At 54.7% G+C, this 15085-nt stretch carries 14 protein-coding genes; 7 read left to right on the forward strand and 7 right to left on the reverse strand.

What is annotated here, in order from left to right; all coding sequences use genetic code 11:
* Positions 1-11 precede the first annotated feature (11 nt).
* Together ACAM29_RS16010 and ACAM29_RS16015 are read right to left on the reverse strand one after the other, a co-directional pair.
* Entirely contained in the window at positions 12-773 is a 762-nt protein-coding gene (locus tag ACAM29_RS16010) for an ankyrin repeat domain-containing protein (RefSeq protein WP_369624699.1), read from the reverse strand.
* Between the two features lie 167 nt (positions 774-940).
* Positions 941-1717: an HNH endonuclease gene (locus ACAM29_RS16015; protein WP_369624700.1), complete on the reverse strand. Its 777-nt coding sequence runs from the start codon at positions 1715-1717 to the stop codon at positions 941-943.
* Between the two features lie 539 nt (positions 1718-2256).
* Between ACAM29_RS16015 and ACAM29_RS16020 the strand changes: the two genes are divergently transcribed.
* The 4 genes from ACAM29_RS16020 (at position 2257) to ACAM29_RS16035 (ending at position 4102) form a co-directional block, all read left to right on the forward strand.
* Positions 2257-2406, forward strand: a complete 150-nt coding sequence (locus ACAM29_RS16020) for a hypothetical protein (RefSeq protein WP_175527703.1) — start codon at positions 2257-2259, stop codon at positions 2404-2406.
* A gap of 271 nt (positions 2407-2677) precedes the next feature.
* On the forward strand, positions 2678-2887 hold the full coding sequence (locus tag ACAM29_RS16025) for a cold-shock protein (RefSeq protein ID WP_091827726.1): 210 nt from the start codon (positions 2678-2680) through the stop codon (positions 2885-2887).
* 288 nt (positions 2888-3175) lie between these two features.
* A complete protein-coding gene (locus tag ACAM29_RS16030; protein ID WP_091827725.1) occupies positions 3176-3382 on the forward strand; it encodes a cold-shock protein in 207 nt (68 codons plus the stop codon).
* 96 nt (positions 3383-3478) lie between these two features.
* Complete coding sequence (locus tag ACAM29_RS16035; protein WP_369624701.1) at positions 3479-4102, forward strand: 2'-5' RNA ligase family protein; 624 nt, start codon at positions 3479-3481, stop codon at positions 4100-4102.
* A 17-nt stretch (positions 4103-4119) separates the two neighbouring features.
* On the opposite strand, the gene ACAM29_RS16040 is transcribed toward ACAM29_RS16035, so the two are convergent.
* Positions 4120-6306, reverse strand: a complete 2187-nt coding sequence (locus ACAM29_RS16040) for a diguanylate cyclase (protein WP_369624702.1) — start codon at positions 6304-6306, stop codon at positions 4120-4122.
* Positions 6307-6431: 125 nt separating this feature from the next.
* The gene (locus ACAM29_RS16045) at positions 6432-7253 is read right to left on the reverse strand and encodes an NAD-dependent protein deacetylase (RefSeq protein ID WP_091827722.1); all 822 of its coding nucleotides are present in this window, start codon (positions 7251-7253) and stop codon (positions 6432-6434) included.
* A gap of 279 nt (positions 7254-7532) precedes the next feature.
* On the opposite strand from ACAM29_RS16045, the gene ACAM29_RS16050 reads away from it, so the two are divergent.
* Together ACAM29_RS16050 and ACAM29_RS16055 are read left to right on the forward strand one after the other, a co-directional pair.
* The gene (locus tag ACAM29_RS16050; RefSeq protein WP_369624703.1) at positions 7533-9443 is read left to right on the forward strand and encodes a TonB-dependent receptor plug domain-containing protein; all 1911 of its coding nucleotides are present in this window, start codon (positions 7533-7535) and stop codon (positions 9441-9443) included.
* A gap of 66 nt (positions 9444-9509) precedes the next feature.
* On the forward strand, positions 9510-11105 hold the full coding sequence (locus ACAM29_RS16055; RefSeq protein WP_369624704.1) for an alpha/beta hydrolase-fold protein: 1596 nt from the start codon (positions 9510-9512) through the stop codon (positions 11103-11105).
* A gap of 23 nt (positions 11106-11128) precedes the next feature.
* Here ACAM29_RS16055 and ACAM29_RS16060 read toward each other — a convergent pair whose 3' ends face one another.
* Complete coding sequence (locus ACAM29_RS16060) at positions 11129-12025, reverse strand: LysR family transcriptional regulator (protein ID WP_354411119.1); 897 nt, start codon at positions 12023-12025, stop codon at positions 11129-11131.
* A gap of 102 nt (positions 12026-12127) precedes the next feature.
* Between ACAM29_RS16060 and metE the strand changes: the two genes are divergently transcribed.
* Positions 12128-14458, forward strand: a complete 2331-nt coding sequence (gene metE, locus ACAM29_RS16065) for a 5-methyltetrahydropteroyltriglutamate--homocysteine S-methyltransferase (protein ID WP_369624705.1) — start codon at positions 12128-12130, stop codon at positions 14456-14458.
* Here the strand turns inward: metE and ACAM29_RS16070 are convergent.
* Together ACAM29_RS16070 and ACAM29_RS16075 are read right to left on the reverse strand one after the other, a co-directional pair.
* On the reverse strand, positions 14455-14742 hold the full coding sequence (locus tag ACAM29_RS16070; RefSeq protein ID WP_354411113.1) for a type II toxin-antitoxin system RelE/ParE family toxin: 288 nt from the start codon (positions 14740-14742) through the stop codon (positions 14455-14457). The genes metE and ACAM29_RS16070 overlap by 4 nt on opposite strands.
* Positions 14739-14999 carry a type II toxin-antitoxin system prevent-host-death family antitoxin gene (locus ACAM29_RS16075; RefSeq protein ID WP_354411111.1) on the reverse strand — a complete coding sequence of 87 codons (261 nt, stop codon included), beginning with the start codon at positions 14997-14999 and terminating at the stop codon, positions 14739-14741. The genes ACAM29_RS16070 and ACAM29_RS16075 overlap by 4 nt, the downstream gene beginning before the upstream one ends.
* Positions 15000-15085: the final 86 nt, after the last annotated feature.

The raw sequence follows: 15085 nt of genomic DNA on the forward strand, positions 1-15085 counted from the left end.
AGTACCCACACTTAGTCACTTTTTAAAAGATTCCCGATGATTTCACACTGACAGTCCCCCTCAAGAGCCCACTCGTAGGGAGTTTGATCTTCTTTATCGTCTTTTACTCCAATATCGGAACCATTATTAATTAGCAACTCAACAGCATCTTTTTCACATTTATATGCAGCTATATGCAATGCGGTTGATCCCCATGCACCTTTCTTATTAACATCGACCCCCTGATCAATCAAATATTTCATGATATGCATATGTTTAATTGCTGAATGTAAAATCCCCGGCGAACTAATATCTGCTCCACAATCTACCAGCATCTTCACCAGCTCAAGATCACCAGTGCCAGCCGCCCAAAGTAAAGAAGTCCCGCTTTCCGGGTTGCTCGGATTAAGGCTAGGATCTGCTCCACGCCGCAGCATCTCCTTAGCATATGCTAATTGATTTTTATAAATGGCCCGAAATAGTGGTGTCTGACCATCGTCACTAACAACATTTATCTCGGCATTTTTATTGAGAAGGAAATCTATAACAGCTATTTTTTTACGATTCACTGCTATAGATAATGAACTTTCTCCATTAATGTTTCGCGCATCTATGTCAGCACCATAGTCAACAAGCAAATTCATTATCTCAATAAGAGGCCTATACGTACAACAAGTCAAAAAAGGAGTATCGCCGTCGCAATTTTTTGCCTCAATATCTATACCATTATTCAAAATAGATCTGACTCGATCTATATCGCCTTCAAAAATAGCATCATGGATGGCGTTTATCATACTTATGGCTCTCCTTTTCACAGTGATTATATAACGAGATCAGAGTAAAATTTCTGATGTGCATGACTGGTTGCTGTCGGTCAACTAATTATTGGGGCTGGTTTCGTGAGCGGCGGCGTTGGGTTGAATCCACAGCGCAAAGCAGAATAAACCCCACGTCCATCAGATCAGCCTCCCCCCACAAAAATCTGATCCCTATGCTGCTGCATCAATCCGGGATCAGGACTAAACCGCTCAGGCATCACAATCTTTTGCCCTTCGACCGCCTGGAAAAAGCGCTGCATGGCAGGCTCTGGCTGTTTGAGTTGTGCGGACAGCACAACCCGCCAATCCTCATCAAACGTCATCAATCCCTGATCAAAGGCCCGATCATATAGCGCAGATAGGCAAAGCCCATTGCTGGGGTTGAGTCGGTTGGTTTTGTCTTGACTCCAAGGGACGATATGGCTAGCGATCAGTAGGCGTGGTTCCGAGAGGCCGGTGACGCAGCAGCGGTGGTGATAACTCGACAGCACAGCGCGGCGGAAAAACGACTGCTTGATGCGTTGCTGCACGATTTGACTGCGGGTTTCGCCTGTAAAGTCGTCTATCAGTTCCTCACTGGCGGATTCAGTTTCCGTTGTATCGCCTGAGGTCTGTTCCAGTTCGGCTTTTATTCGGCTGCTTTCCACTACCAGTCCCTCCCAATCGGCATGAAATTCGTCCCAGATGGCTCGGTCCAGTTTTGAGGCACCTGTCAGACCTTTGCGGCCTGATGCGGTGATCGCCGGATCAAGACTGGCCAGGTTGCACAGTTTCATGGCGACCGAGTTCGCCGAGCGGCCCATCAGGTTGGCCAGAGCGATGATCTCCGGGTTGCTGCGGTGCAGACGTCCGTAAGGGAGTTGGCAGTAAAGATGAAAAGCCAGTTTTACCTGTTCTGGTGTCCAGTCTTTCCTTGGCATAGCAGGGCTCCATCCGAGTCTCAGAAAATCATGTTACCAGTATGTATCGTCGCTACGCACTAGGGCTTCCCAAAGCACCAGTTATGCACACCCACTAAACCATCCATTGCTGTGTATATCTTTTCAGTTTTCCCCACCGCCTCAGTCGAAGAAAAATTAATTCTGTGAAAACCATCCCCAGAACCCCTGAACAGTTCTGTGGAAAACCTCGGCACAACGGGTCCAAACATCGCCCTTAAGCCCTTGCAGTACGGGATCTGTAAAACTGATCAGGGGGTGATCTTTTTGATGCACAATATGGATGTCAACCCTGACGGAGTTTCTGACCGGAGGTTCGGAATGCTGTGGACAGTGATGTGTGTGCCTGTGGAGTATCCTGTTATCTGTTTTATCCACTGTGTGAATTTCGATCAGACGGTGTGGCGGGACAGGATTTACTTATATAGCTTTTGGCAATTGATATCCTAAAAACAATAAATTTCAACAAACAATCGTCAGCGGGTAATCTGGTTGCAACTGACACCCAAGGAGCCCTCGACATGACTGACGTTGCCCGCTACATCGTTTCATCCTTTGAACATTCATCACGCCCGGCTGCGGTTGCCGCCGTACCCGTGACCGAACAGGCATGCCCTGACTGCAATTACAGCAATAACTATTATGGTGATCAGGTGTGTCGGCCTAAATAACGTTAAGCGATTGAAAAGGCTGCAGTTAAATATAAGGCTGCAGTCTTTAATTGAAATAAGTTAAATAAAACTGTCACTGGCTCAATAATAGGCGTACTCTGAACTGGCTTGAGAGTAACACCTGCATTTATGCACCATTTCGACGTCCTGCCTAATCGTATGTACCTCGTTCTGTTTTCATAAGTCCTTGTATTATTAAAAGCATTACCCGAACCAGATCAGTATTTTGCTGGCTGTGTTCACACATTATATTTCGAACGAGAATACTATTATGTCTACTACTACTGGCACCGTTAAATGGTTCAACGAAACTAAAGGCTTTGGCTTCATCGAGCAGAAGAGCGGTGGACCGGACGTTTTCGCCCATTTCAGCGCCATTGCCGGTTCAGGCTTCAAAACCCTGACCGAAGGCCAGCAGGTACAGTTCAATGTTACTCAGGGCCAGAAAGGTCCTCAGGCAGAGAACATCGCCGCGATCTGAACCTTGAGTTCAGTCAGTGCAAAAAACGGGCCCTTGTGGCCCGTTTTTTGTTCACTTCTTTTGGCAATGCCTGAAAATAGTTGAAATAATGCTTTGACTCCCTACCGAATCAGCGTAGACTGCAATGGCTTGAGAGTAACACCTGCATTTATGCACCATTTCGAAGTCCTGCCTAATCGTATGTACCTCGTTCTGTTTTCATAAGTACCAGCATTACCTAAAGCATTATCGGAGCATGACCAGCATTTGGTTACGCCCAAAAATTATATTTCGAACGAGAATACTATTATGTCTACTACTACTGGCACCGTTAAATGGTTCAACGAAACTAAAGGCTTCGGCTTCATCGAACAGCAGAATGGCCCGGACGTTTTCGCCCATTTCAGCGCCATCTCCGGTTCAGGCTTCAAAACTCTGACCGAAGGCCAGCAGGTTCAGTTCACAGTTACTCAGGGCCAGAAAGGTCCTCAGGCTGAGAACATCGTCGCGATCTGAACCTCGAGTTCGATACGCGTAAAAAACGGGCCCTTGTGGCCCGTTTTTGGTTTTGGGGGCTGAAGTTCAGGCACTCACCCGTTAACATCCTGTACCATGCTTTATTCCTCCCCTCTCTTTACCATCCCCTGCGAATTGCGTGACTATCCCGAGTGGCATTATGGCCGCCAGATGTATTGTGTCTGGACGCTGCCGGTGCGTGACAGGCTTGTGCTTGAGCGTCTGCAGGCCGCGCAGCAGCACCTTTCGCCCTGGTTGCATCAAGACTACCGTCGGCAGGCCCATATCACTTTGTTTGTCTGTGGGTTTGATGCGCTGGTGCAGCACAGGGATGATGATTTCACGCGGCAGGCACAACAGTTGCAATGTGAGGCGCTGGAAATGCTGGCACAGGCATCCTTTTCATTACAGATCGGGGGGCTGGACAGTTTTGCCAGCGCACCCTATTTGCAGGTAAGTGATCCCGAGGGTGTGTTGGCAGTGCTGCGTGAGCGGCTTGAGACAATCAGCTCGGAAGTGCGGCAAGCCGAATATGTGCCGCATCTGACGGTTGGGCTGTTCCAACAGGCGTTGTCTTGGTCGCAGCTGCAGGCCAGGATCAGTTCATTCAACCGAGCCGAGTCATTGACGCTGCGGGTGAGTGAGTTGGAGCTGAGTTGTTACCGCGCCAGTGAGCTGTTCGGGCCGCTGGCACGGATAGCATCCGTGCCACTGCTTTAGGCGTTTGGGTCAACAGGTTATGGCTGAAGCTCGGTATTAGCGCTGATGACACGGTTTCGTCCGCCAGCCTTGGCCTGATACAGCGCATTATCGGCCCGACGCAACAGGTCATCAGCGGTATCACTTTCGGGGTTCAGAGCGCTGATTCCGGCTGAGAGGGTCACGGGGCCGATTATTTCGGTACCATATGTGAATGTCTGGCTGGCCATGCTGGCGCGTAGCTGTTCAGCGCGATCCTGGCAGTCCTGCAGCGTTGCCGCAGGCATGACCACAACAAACTCCTCGCCACCAAAGCGACAGATAATGTCGGTTTCGCGGAAGGTTGTCCGCAACAATCGGGCAACGCTTTTCAGCACCTCATCACCGGCAGCATGCCCGTAGGTATCGTTGAGTCGCTTGAAATGGTCAATATCACAGATCATGACGGTCAACGGACTATGATTGCGATGTGCCAGGGCGACCTCGCGGGACAACATTTCATCAAGGAAGCGCCGGTTATTGAGGCCGGTCAGCGCATCCTCGTAGGAGAAGCGACTCAACGCCTGTTGCAGTACCACTTTGGACAGGGTCAGGTTGATCCGGTCGACAGCCCGCAGGAACAGGTTTTGCAGTGTTAACGGGTTCAGCTGCTCAAAATTGATATTGCGACTGTCGAGGTTGACCACCAGCATGCCGATCAGCTGGTTGCCGTTGCGGGGGTCTTCATATTCGATGCGGAAGCTGTGCCACTCATCCCCTTCAGGCCGGGGCGTGTCAGTTAACGCATAGCGCGAGGGCAGGGTCTCCTGGCACCAGTGTAACTCCAGCTCCCAGTGATGCTGAGTCTTGCGATAAAGTCCGCCGGGCAGCGGTTCACACAGATCGGGAAGGTGCGCCGCCATCCGTTTGATGGCGTGCTCAGCAGTCTCGCTTTGCTCCATAGCGCTTATCATTTTATCCAGCAGTGCGCGTTTGCGATTGCCGAACTCCAGAGCACGCGCACGATCGGCTTCGCGCCGGGCCAGTATTTTCAACTCTGAGGTGCGCTCGACCACGCGGTTTTCAAGTGTGGCATTCAGATGTGCCAGTGCGTTCTGGGTGTGAATGAAGTGCCGTAACGATAGTGCCACAATGGCCAGTGAAAACATCAGTGAGCCCCAACCGACCGGAATCCGGCTCCAGGAGATCCAGCCATGGGCAACCGCCATATCCACCAGGAGCAGCAGCGTCAGGGTGGTGGTGGCCAGCAGCATGATACGCTGGTCGCTGTTGGCTTGCGGCAATTGATACACAGTGCAAAGCAGCATGACCGGTACCAGCACCGCGAACAGCAAGTCGAACAGAGGGTAGGTATTGGCGAGGCTTACCACACCCATGAGCGAGAGCCCCAGAGCGCCGATCAGGTAGACCAGAAACAGCCCCACCAGTGAGCGGTAAAGCCATCGCAGTCGCCCAAACCATGCCTGTAGCATCAGCGCCAGTGCGATGGGCAGCAGATAGTAGCTGCCGGCTCCAATGTATTCCCATATAAGAGCATGATTGAACAGCAACTGTTTAGCCTGGCTTGTACTCAGGGCAAGACCTGCGCTGGCCAACGAGAACAACCCCAGAGCAAGCAGGGTCAGACGACCGGATTTGAAAAGTGCAAACAGCAGTGCCAGAGCGGCAATTAACAGGTTGAACAGGGTGATGATCAGGCTATCGATCGATTCCTTCAGAATTTGCTGATAAAGCTCAAGCCGGTCCATGATTTTGACCTCACCCCAAAGACCGATGTCCATGTAATTGGAGTAGACGCGAAAATGGATCGGCTTGCCTGCGGCATCCTCGGGCAGCGGGATCATGTGCCAGGGCCAACCCTCGAAACGGCCCTTGCCCTGGGCATCAAATTCGCCGTAGTGGTAGATGCGCTCACCCTCAAGGTATACCTCGACAATCAGATCAACACTGAAGATGTACAGTACCGGGTCGCGCCAGTCATCTTCAGGGATCTGGGTGCGATACCAGATGTTTTCGCGCCCCTCCCGCCCGGGTGGGTTGGACGGAAAGCTGATAGGGTGCCATTGGGCCTCATCGGCCTCGATGGTCCAAACGGGAGTGTCATCCTTGAACGGTGAGTCGCCCCAGCGGTATTCCCAGTGCTGGTTCAGTGGCACGGTTTCGGCCTGTGCTCGCGTCAGGCCAAGCGCCAACAGGCAAAGCAGACACAGCCACAGGTATCGCATGAGGGCTGCTGATTGATCAGATCTGGCCGAACAAATAGCTGAATTCATCAGCTGCGGCTCCGTCAACAGTATTAATAGAGCCAATTATATAGGGAGAGTGGCTACTATATCACCTATTGTGTATGTCATTTGATACTCAGTTGTTCCAGCGCAGCACTCAGAACCGGCCTGATGGGCTGGTTGATTTTCAGACTGAGCAGTTCGTCCGCGCGGGTTTTGCCCAGGGTCAGTGCCGCGATCGGCTTATTCCACTCATGGGCACGGCGGCAAAAGCGAAAGCCGGAATAGACCATCAGCGATGAGCCGATCACCAGCAGACCATCGGCTTGATGCAGGGCGTCCAGTGCATCCACTACCCGCTGTTTGGGTACATTATCGCCGAAAAACACCACATCAGGCTTCAAAATTCCGCCACAGTGAGGGCAGTCGGGTATGCGGAAGTCACTGAAATCCACCTCCAGGTCCGCATCGCCGTCTGGGGCGGTCTCGGCGCTGAAGTGGGTGAAGGCAGGGTTCAGGTCGGCGCTTTGATGGTGTACCTCGTCACGGCTGCAGCTGAAATCACAGCTCATGCAGATCACCCGATCAGATCGGCCGTGCAGGTCGATAACCCTCTCGCTGCCGGCCCGCTGATGCAGGCCGTCCACGTTTTGCGTTACCAGCAGGTCGATATGGCCCAGCCGTTCCAGTTGTGCCAAGGCAGCATGTGCCGCGTTGGGCCGTGCATCACGCATCACCGGCCAGCCGACCAGACTGCGACCCCAGTAACGCTTACGGGTGTGCTCGCAGCGCATGAACTCCGGGTGCTGTACCGGCTGCTTGCGCTTCCAGTCACCGTTGCTGTCGCGGTAGTCGGGGATGCCAGAGTCGGTGCTGATACCGGCACCGGTCAACACCAGCAAGCGGGGGTGGTTGTGGATAAAATCGCTCAATGCCTGGTGGGACATGATTGGGTCTCAAGCGGAAAAAGAATCTTTCTAGGATACGTCATTGTGTGGGAAATGAATCGCCGGGGCCAGGCAGGGCGTTAGTACAGAGTATTCGGCCTGGGCAGCGCGCATCGAGTACAATCTATTGATTACCTAAATGATAACAATTAGCATTAAGCTTAAGTGTTTGGTGCTCTGACCCCTTCCAGGGCGCCACACGCTCTCACTGTACTCAAGAAGCCCTCCGCCGCATGGCCAACAAGGGGCTCACACACATTCTTACAGGTATAAGACAAAATGTATCCATCAAAGCCGATTCGGGCGTTTGCCCTTTCTACGCTTTCAGCCGGGTTGATGCTGGCGCATCAATCTGCATTTGCCGCCACTCAGGAAATGGACACGGTCGTCATCAGTGCATCGGGTACCGAACATACCCAGATGACCGCACCGGCCTTTACTACCGTGATCGATGCTGATGCGCTGCGTGACAATCCGACCGAAAGTGTGGCTGATCTGGTCAGCCGTAGCGCCGGTGTGATCAACACCACCGACAGTGCGGGCCGTGACGAAGTGCGCATGCGTGGCTTGGATGCCGGTTATACCCTGATTCTGGTGGATGGCCGCCGCATCTCCTCCGGCAATGCCCTTTGGCGTGGCGGTGATTTCGACTTTAGTGCGGTTCCACGCGCCAGTATTGAGCGGATCGAAATTGTGCGTGGTCCCATGTCGTCGCTCTATGGTGCGGATGCCATGGGGGGTGTTATCAATATCATCACCAAGAAGGGTGCGCAGGACTGGGTCACCAATGTGGACGTGGTCTATGAGCACATCACCGAGGGTGAAGAAGGCGACCAGTTCCGTACCAACCTGTCCACCGCCGGCTCCCTGACAGACAATCTCTACCTGCGTCTCAGTGGTGAGTTCTACAACCGTGACGCCTGGTATATTAACGATGTTGATACGGTGCCGGAGCGTGAAGAGAAGAAAGCGCGTAACCTGTCCGGCTCGCTGAGCTGGGATCTGGATGAACGTCAGACCGTGAATGCGGATCTGATGATCAACCATGATGAGCGCCCTTATGATAATTACGCCAGTGGCTCATATCGCGAGCAGGAAATCGAGCGCACCACCTATGCTCTGAGCCATGAGGGTGACTGGGACTGGGGCCGTACCCTGCTCAGCGTCAATTATGAAGACGGCGAAATCGACGATTACAACAGCCGCTATCCGGACCCCAAGCAGCGCAATCTGGAAGAGACCAACCTGACGCTGTCCGGTAGTGCCGGCATGAATCTGGGCATTCACGGCCTGAGTATGGGCTACGAATATCGCAATCAGGAAGTCAGCGACAAGGTCGCCTTTACCCAATCTGGCAGCAGCGACGCCAGCCAGCAGGCCCTGTTCATGCAGGACGAAATGCAGCTGACTGACAAGCTGCGCCTGACCCTGGGTGGCCGCTATGAGGATCACGATGACTTCGACGGTGAGTTCACCCCGCGTGGTTACCTGGTGTACGAGCTGAACAACGCTGTCTCTATCAAGGGTGGTATCAGTAAGGCGTACAAGGCACCGCGGCCACACCAGATTATCGAGGAATACCAGATCGTCAGCTGTGGTGGTTCCTGCTTTATCCCGGGTAACCCGGACCTGACGCCGGAAACCAGCGTCAACTATGAGCTGGGTGTTGAAACCCGTGCCAGCAACTGGCGCATGAGTGCAGTGGTGTTCCGCAATGATGTGGAAGATATGATCACCGCCACCTACGATGCTGCTACCCAATCCCGTGCCTGGGTCAACCTGAATGAGGTTCAGGTCACCGGCCTGGAAGTGGAAGGTCAGGTTGATCTGAACCGCGTTCTGAGCCTGGATGCGGCCTACACTTACATGGATACCGAAGAAAACGGCGATGCCGAGCTGGCCTTCCGCCCACGCCACAAGCTGAATGCCGGCTTGAACTGGCAGGCCACTGCCGATACCGGCCTGCGTCTGGGTGTGGATTACTTTGGTGAGCAGAAAAACTGGGATAACGAGGCCCAGTCCGCCTATACCTTGGTGAGCCTGACAGCAAACTCCCGTGTGGCACCGGATCTGACCCTGCGTGGCGGTATCAACAACCTCACCAACGTGGACCTGAATGACGACGATGATGACTACTACAGTAATGTGGTGGGTCGCAGCGTCTACGTGGGTCTGAGCTACGACTTCTGATTACTTGTCTCTCCCCGGGGCGGTGTTCCTGTTACCTGAGCACCGCCCTTTTTTATGAGTGAACCTATGTTGAAAAGGATGAATACGCTGGCACTGGCCGTGGCAAGCACCGCGCTGGTGACAACGGCTGCATGGGCGCTGCCGCTGCAGCAAACGCTGTCCCTGCCGGCCGGCGAAACGCGGGTGGTGGACCTGGAGTTGGCACAGGGGGACTACCTGCGTGGGCAACTCAGTGGCAACGGCCCGGTCAACGCACTGCTGGTCGATTCCGAAGGCGCGCCGGTGCGCCATCTGACCCGAGCGGGTGATGTGGATGCACGGGTGGCCTTTCGTGCTCCTCAGGGGCAAGCCTATCAGCTGGTATTGAGTGCCGGTGATACACCCGTGCAACTGTCGCTGGCGCTGGAAAAGGCACCCTTGTTGGCACCGGGGGAGGTGAATGCTCCCGAGATGGACAGCCCTCAGGTGCACCGGGCGTTGGCTGCATTGCAAGCAGGGCAGAGTGTCGATGAGATCTGGTCTGGATTGACGGCCTCAGGCACTCCCTTGATTGAATGGCCGCAGGATGTGCCTGAGGCAGAATTGGCGGCGAATGAACGTCTAGTCACCTTCCTGTGGCGCGGTGCCCGTGAGCGAGTGCTGATGCTGGGCGCACCGGGTTATGAGCATGATCCGCTGTTTCGCCTGGGGAGTTCGGATATCTGGTTTCGCAGCTATCGTTTGCCCAGTGATACTCGCATGAGCTACAAGCTGGCGCCGGATGTGCCGCAGGTCGCAGGAACGGAACGCGAGCAGCGGGTCGCCATTATGGCTACCGCACAAAAAGACCCCCTGAATCCGAACCAGTGGTCGCCGGATGGTCTGAATGATCGCTATAACCTCAACTCCATTCTGGAGCTGGATCAGGCGCCTTCTGACCTGTTGCTCAAAGGTGATGGTCGGCTGCCGGACGCTTGGCACTACCGTTTGAGCAGTGAGCGTTTGGGCAACACCCGTGATGTGGATATTTGGCTGCCCGAAGGCATTGAAGCGGGGTCGGGTGAGCAGGTACCGCTGGCCATTTTCTTTGATGGTGCTGAGTACCAATCACGAGTACCCACGCCCCGTATTTTGTCGAATCTGATCGAATCGGGTCAGATACCGCCCACGGCAGCGGTTTTTGTCAGCAATCCCAGTCGTGCAGCACGGCGTACGGAGCTGCCCTGCAACGCAGACTTTGCCGACTTCATGGCAGAGGAGCTGCTGCCATTTGTTGTGGATAAAACCGGTTTGCGTTTCTCTGGGGATAAAACCCTCTTGGCCGGTGCCAGTTTCGGCGGCTTGGCATCTGCCTGCACGGCCTATCGTTATCCACAACACTTTGGCCTGGTGCTGAGCCAGTCAGGGTCGTTCTGGTGGAGCCCGGCGGATGCGGAACGTCCTGAATGGCTCAATGCGCAGCTGGCCAAGTCTGAACGCTTGCCCATCCGCTTCTACCTCAGTGCCGGCCGTTTCGAGACCGACTTTGGCGAAAGCGGTATTCTCAATGCCAACCGCCAGCTGGAGCAGATCCTGCAGATAAAAGGCTATCCGGTGAAACTGGAAGAGTTCAGCGCTGGCCATGACTTCTTCCACTGGCGCGCCACCCTGGGACGGGGGTTGGTACATCTGCTGGGTGACTGAGCACCGGCCAGTTGTTTGCAGTATCAGGCTGGAGGCTGATTGTACTGGCGTGCCAGTTCGACAAAGGCGTTCAGGTAGTCAGTCTCCACATCCTCTTTACGCAGACCAAGGAAAATCTGTTTGGCGACGCCTGATTTTCCCAATTGCAGCGGGTGCAGAGGCAGCCTTTGTTGGTACTCACTGACCAGCCAGCGCGGCAGTGCTGCGACACCACGCCCGGCAGCTACCATCTGCAGCATGATGTCGGTGGTCTCGATCTGCTTGTGGCGGCGCGGTGCACAACCTGCCGGGGTCAGAAAGCTGTTGAAGATATCCAGCCGTTCCGGCTCAACCGGGTAGGTGATCAGAGTGTCGTTGAGCAGCTGTTTCGGTTCAACCTGAGGTTGCCCGTACAGTGGGTGCTCAGGACCCACCACCAGCACCTGTTCGTAATCGAAAACCGGCTCGAAGACGAGGCCACTACGGTGCAGCGGGTCCGGTGTAACCAGCAGGTCGATCTCGTGGCCGTACAGGGCGCCCATGCCACCAAACTGAAACTTCTGCCGCACGTCCACATCCACATCGGGCCACTGCTGCAAGTAAGGGTTCACTATCTTCAATAGCCACTGGTAGCAAGGATGGCACTCCATGCCGATGCGCAGGGTGCCGCGCTCGCCACTGGCAAACTGCTGCATCACCGCTTCGGCGTGCTCGAACTGAGGCAGCAGCCGTTCCGCCAGTCGCAGCAGATAGCGGCCGGCCTGAGTCAGGCGCAGGCGACGGCCTTCCTTCTGCCACACGGGGGTACCCAACTGCTGCTCCAGCTTGCGCACTGAATGACTCAGGGCGGATTGGGTGAGGCACAGGGTATCGGCGGCGGCAGTCAGCGAACCTTGTTGGTCCACGGCGCGCAGTATCATCAGGTGGTGGCGGTCAAGCATGTTAATCCATGATCATAATTAATGTGTTGATGAGATAATGCCATTATTTTTCATCATTCATAAGGGCTAGCATCGACTCCGAATTGAATTTTGGAGAGTGTTATGAGCCTTCAGCGACAAAACAAAAGCCTTCAGCCACAGACAAAAAGCCGTTTACACAACTTGGGTTTTCCGCGCATCGGCGCACGGCGCGAACTCAAATTTGCCCAGGAAGCCTTTTGGAAAGGCGAGAAAAGCGAATCCGAGCTGCTGCAGACCGCCTCAGAGCTGCGGGCGCAGAACTGGAAGCGTCAGGCGGGACTCGATTTGATCCCGGTGGGGGATTTTTCCCTCTACGATCAGGTACTGGATCTGAGCTTTACCCTCGGCAACCTGCCGGCCCGAGTGCAGGGGCTGCAAGGCTCGGAACTGGATCAGTATTTTCGTGTCGCCCGTGGCCGCTCCGCCAACGACAGCGGCTGCAACTGTGTGCATGCCGGTGAGATGACCAAGTGGTTCGATACCAACTACCACTACATCGTGCCGGAGTTCAGCGCCGAGACCCGCTTCAGCCTGAACCCGAGTCGCCTGCTGGCGCAGATTGAAGAAGCTCAGGCACTGGGTCACAACGCCAAGCCGGTGCTGATCGGCCCGGTTACCTACCTGCTGCTGGGCAAGACCAAGGACGCAACCGATCCGTTGAGCCTGCTGGCGCAGCTGTTGCCGGTTTATGCCGAACTGCTTGGACTGCTGGCCGAGAACGGCATCGAGTGGGTGCAGATCGATGAGCCGACACTGGTCACTGAGCTGGCACCGCAGTGGCAGGAGGCGTTCCGTACCGCCTATGGGGCGCTGACCAACACGGGCGTGAAGCTGCTGCTGACCACCTATTTCGGTCAATTGAAAGAAAATCTGGCGCTGGCCTGCAGCCTGCCGGTTGATGGACTGCACCTGGATGCGGTCAATGCCCGCGATGAAGTCGAGCCGGTGATCGAGCAGCTGAGCACGGATAAGGTGCTGTCATTGGGTGTGGTCAATGGTCGTAATATCTGGAAAACCGATCTGAGTGCATTGCTGGACTGGCTGGAACCCGTGGCGGCAAGGCTGGGGAGTCGCCTCTGGATCGCACCGTCCTGCTCGCTGTTGCATGTGCCGGTGGATCTTGCGAGCGAACAAAAGCTGGATGCCGAGATTCGTTCCTGGCTGGCCTTTGCGCAGCAGAAGCTGGATGAGATTTGGGTTATCCACAGCGCATTGAACAATGGTCGGGCATCTGTTGCCGCTGAGCTGGCCGAGAATCTCGCAGCGCTGAACAGCCGCCGTACCTCACCGCGGGTGCACAACCCCAAGGTACAGAACGCCGTTGCCGCCATCGATCCGGGCCTGGGCAAGCGCAAGAGTGCCTATCCGCAGCGGGCAGCGCTGCAGCGCCAGACGCTGAACCTGCCGCTGTACCCGACCACTACCATCGGTTCCTTCCCGCAAACGCAGGAGATCCGCCAGGCGCGGTTGGCGTTCAGGAAGGGTGAGCTGGATGCTGGAGACTATACAGTCCGCATGCAGCAGGAGATCAAATTTGCCGTCAAACAGCAGGAGGCTCTGGGGCTGGACGTGCTGGTACACGGTGAAGCTGAGCGCAATGACATGGTGGAGTACTTCGGTGAGCAGCTCGACGGCTATGCCTTCAGCCAGTTCGGCTGGGTGCAGTCCTACGGCTCCCGCTGCGTCAAGCCGCCGATTCTGTTCGGCGATATCAGCCGCCCGAAGGCAATGACCGTGGAGTGGATCAAATATGCCCAGTCGCTGACGGAGAAAAAGATGAAGGGCATGCTGACCGGCCCAGTCACCATTCTTAACTGGTCATTCGTGCGTGATGATCAACCGCGCTCACTCAGCTGTTACCAGCTGGCGCTGGCGATCCGCGAAGAGGTGCAGGATTTGGAGCGTGCCGGTATCGATATCATCCAGATCGATGAAGCCGCGTTGCGCGAAGGTTTGCCACTGCGCAGCAGCCAATGGGCCGAGTATCTGAACTGGGCGGTGGAATCGTTCCGCATCAGTGCCAACGGCGTGTCGGACAGCACTCAAATTCATACCCACATGTGCTATTCGGAGTTCAACGACATCATTGAGGCGATCGCGTACATGGATGCGGACGTGATCACCATTGAGACCTCCCGTTCCGACATGGAGCTGCTGGATGTATTCGACGAATTCCACTACCCCAACGAGATCGGCCCGGGCGTGTACGATATCCACAGCCCCAATATCCCGTCGGTAGAACAGATGGTGAAACTGATGCGTCTCGCGGCGCAGCGCATCCCGGCAGAACACCTCTGGGTGAACCCCGACTGTGGCCTGAAAACCCGCCAGTGGAGTGAGGTAATCCCGGCACTACAGAACATGGTGGATGCCGCCAGAGTGCTGCGTGAGGATCGGGCGGCAGCGGCTTAAAGCCTTCCGCTTGGCTCCATGCTTTGGTGCAGGATGCGGATCACCTTGATGCCGTTGTCCTGTGCCAGATAGTAAATATTGTGACGACTGCAAGGCTGGCTCCTGATGCTGGGGGCCAGCTCAGAGCGTAACCGGCCTGCCGATGGCATGGTGGCCAGTGATTTCAGGGTGGACTCGAGTTGAAGCAGATAGGCCTGAGTCTGCAAACGGCCAAAATGTTTTAGACTGAAATCGGTGATGCTTTCGAGATCCTGCTTTGCTCGTTCCGTGAGCACATAGATCATGATTCATTCACCTTCTTGATCAGCGCCGCCATGACGTCGGCACCATCATGCAATTGACCCTTTTCAACGTCGGCCAGGCCGGCATCAATTTCCTGCTTTAATTTCATAAGCTTGTAGGCTTCGTACTGCTCAAACTCATCATTTGAGATGACGGCCGCGACCCTTTTGCCGTTTCTTACAATGTTAACGGGTTCTTTCTGTGCTTTAAGCAGCAGATCGCCGAACTCTCTTTTGGCTTCTGTCGCATTGAGTTCCATGTACATTCCTTAATCTGATCAAATTGATTATTTTAATCATTATGGCATGAGGCTAAGCAATCTACCCAGCTTTCAAGCAAGAAGTT

The sequence above is a fragment of the Marinobacterium sp. BA1 genome (assembly GCF_041155135.1).
In the GTDB taxonomy this organism is placed as follows: Bacteria; Pseudomonadota; Gammaproteobacteria; order Pseudomonadales; family Balneatricaceae; genus Marinobacterium; species Marinobacterium iners.

Excerpts from the sequence above, each read along its gene's own strand:
- metE (WP_369624705.1), top strand. The coding sequence starts at position 12,128 with ATGAGCCTTCAGCGACAAAACAAAAGCCTTCAGCCACAGACAAAAAGC.
- ACAM29_RS16025 (WP_091827726.1), top strand. The coding sequence starts at position 2,678 with ATGTCTACTACTACTGGCACCGTTAAATGGTTCAACGAAACTAAAGGC.
- ACAM29_RS16075 (WP_354411111.1), bottom strand. The coding sequence starts at position 14,999 with ATGGAACTCAATGCGACAGAAGCCAAAAGAGAGTTCGGCGATCTGCTG.
- ACAM29_RS16070 (WP_354411113.1), bottom strand. The coding sequence starts at position 14,742 with ATGATCTATGTGCTCACGGAACGAGCAAAGCAGGATCTCGAAAGCATC.
- ACAM29_RS16030 (WP_091827725.1), top strand. The coding sequence starts at position 3,176 with ATGTCTACTACTACTGGCACCGTTAAATGGTTCAACGAAACTAAAGGC.
- ACAM29_RS16020 (WP_175527703.1), top strand. The coding sequence starts at position 2,257 with ATGACTGACGTTGCCCGCTACATCGTTTCATCCTTTGAACATTCATCA.
- ACAM29_RS16045 (WP_091827722.1), bottom strand. The coding sequence starts at position 7,253 with ATGTCCCACCAGGCATTGAGCGATTTTATCCACAACCACCCCCGCTTG.
- ACAM29_RS16060 (WP_354411119.1), bottom strand. The coding sequence starts at position 12,025 with ATGCTTGACCGCCACCACCTGATGATACTGCGCGCCGTGGACCAACAA.
- ACAM29_RS16010 (WP_369624699.1), bottom strand. The coding sequence starts at position 773 with ATGATAAACGCCATCCATGATGCTATTTTTGAAGGCGATATAGATCGA.
- ACAM29_RS16015 (WP_369624700.1), bottom strand. The coding sequence starts at position 1,717 with ATGCCAAGGAAAGACTGGACACCAGAACAGGTAAAACTGGCTTTTCAT.
- ACAM29_RS16035 (WP_369624701.1), top strand. The coding sequence starts at position 3,479 with ATGCTTTATTCCTCCCCTCTCTTTACCATCCCCTGCGAATTGCGTGAC.
- ACAM29_RS16050 (WP_369624703.1), top strand. The coding sequence starts at position 7,533 with ATGTATCCATCAAAGCCGATTCGGGCGTTTGCCCTTTCTACGCTTTCA.
- ACAM29_RS16040 (WP_369624702.1), bottom strand. The coding sequence starts at position 6,306 with ATGCGATACCTGTGGCTGTGTCTGCTTTGCCTGTTGGCGCTTGGCCTG.
- ACAM29_RS16055 (WP_369624704.1), top strand. The coding sequence starts at position 9,510 with ATGTTGAAAAGGATGAATACGCTGGCACTGGCCGTGGCAAGCACCGCG.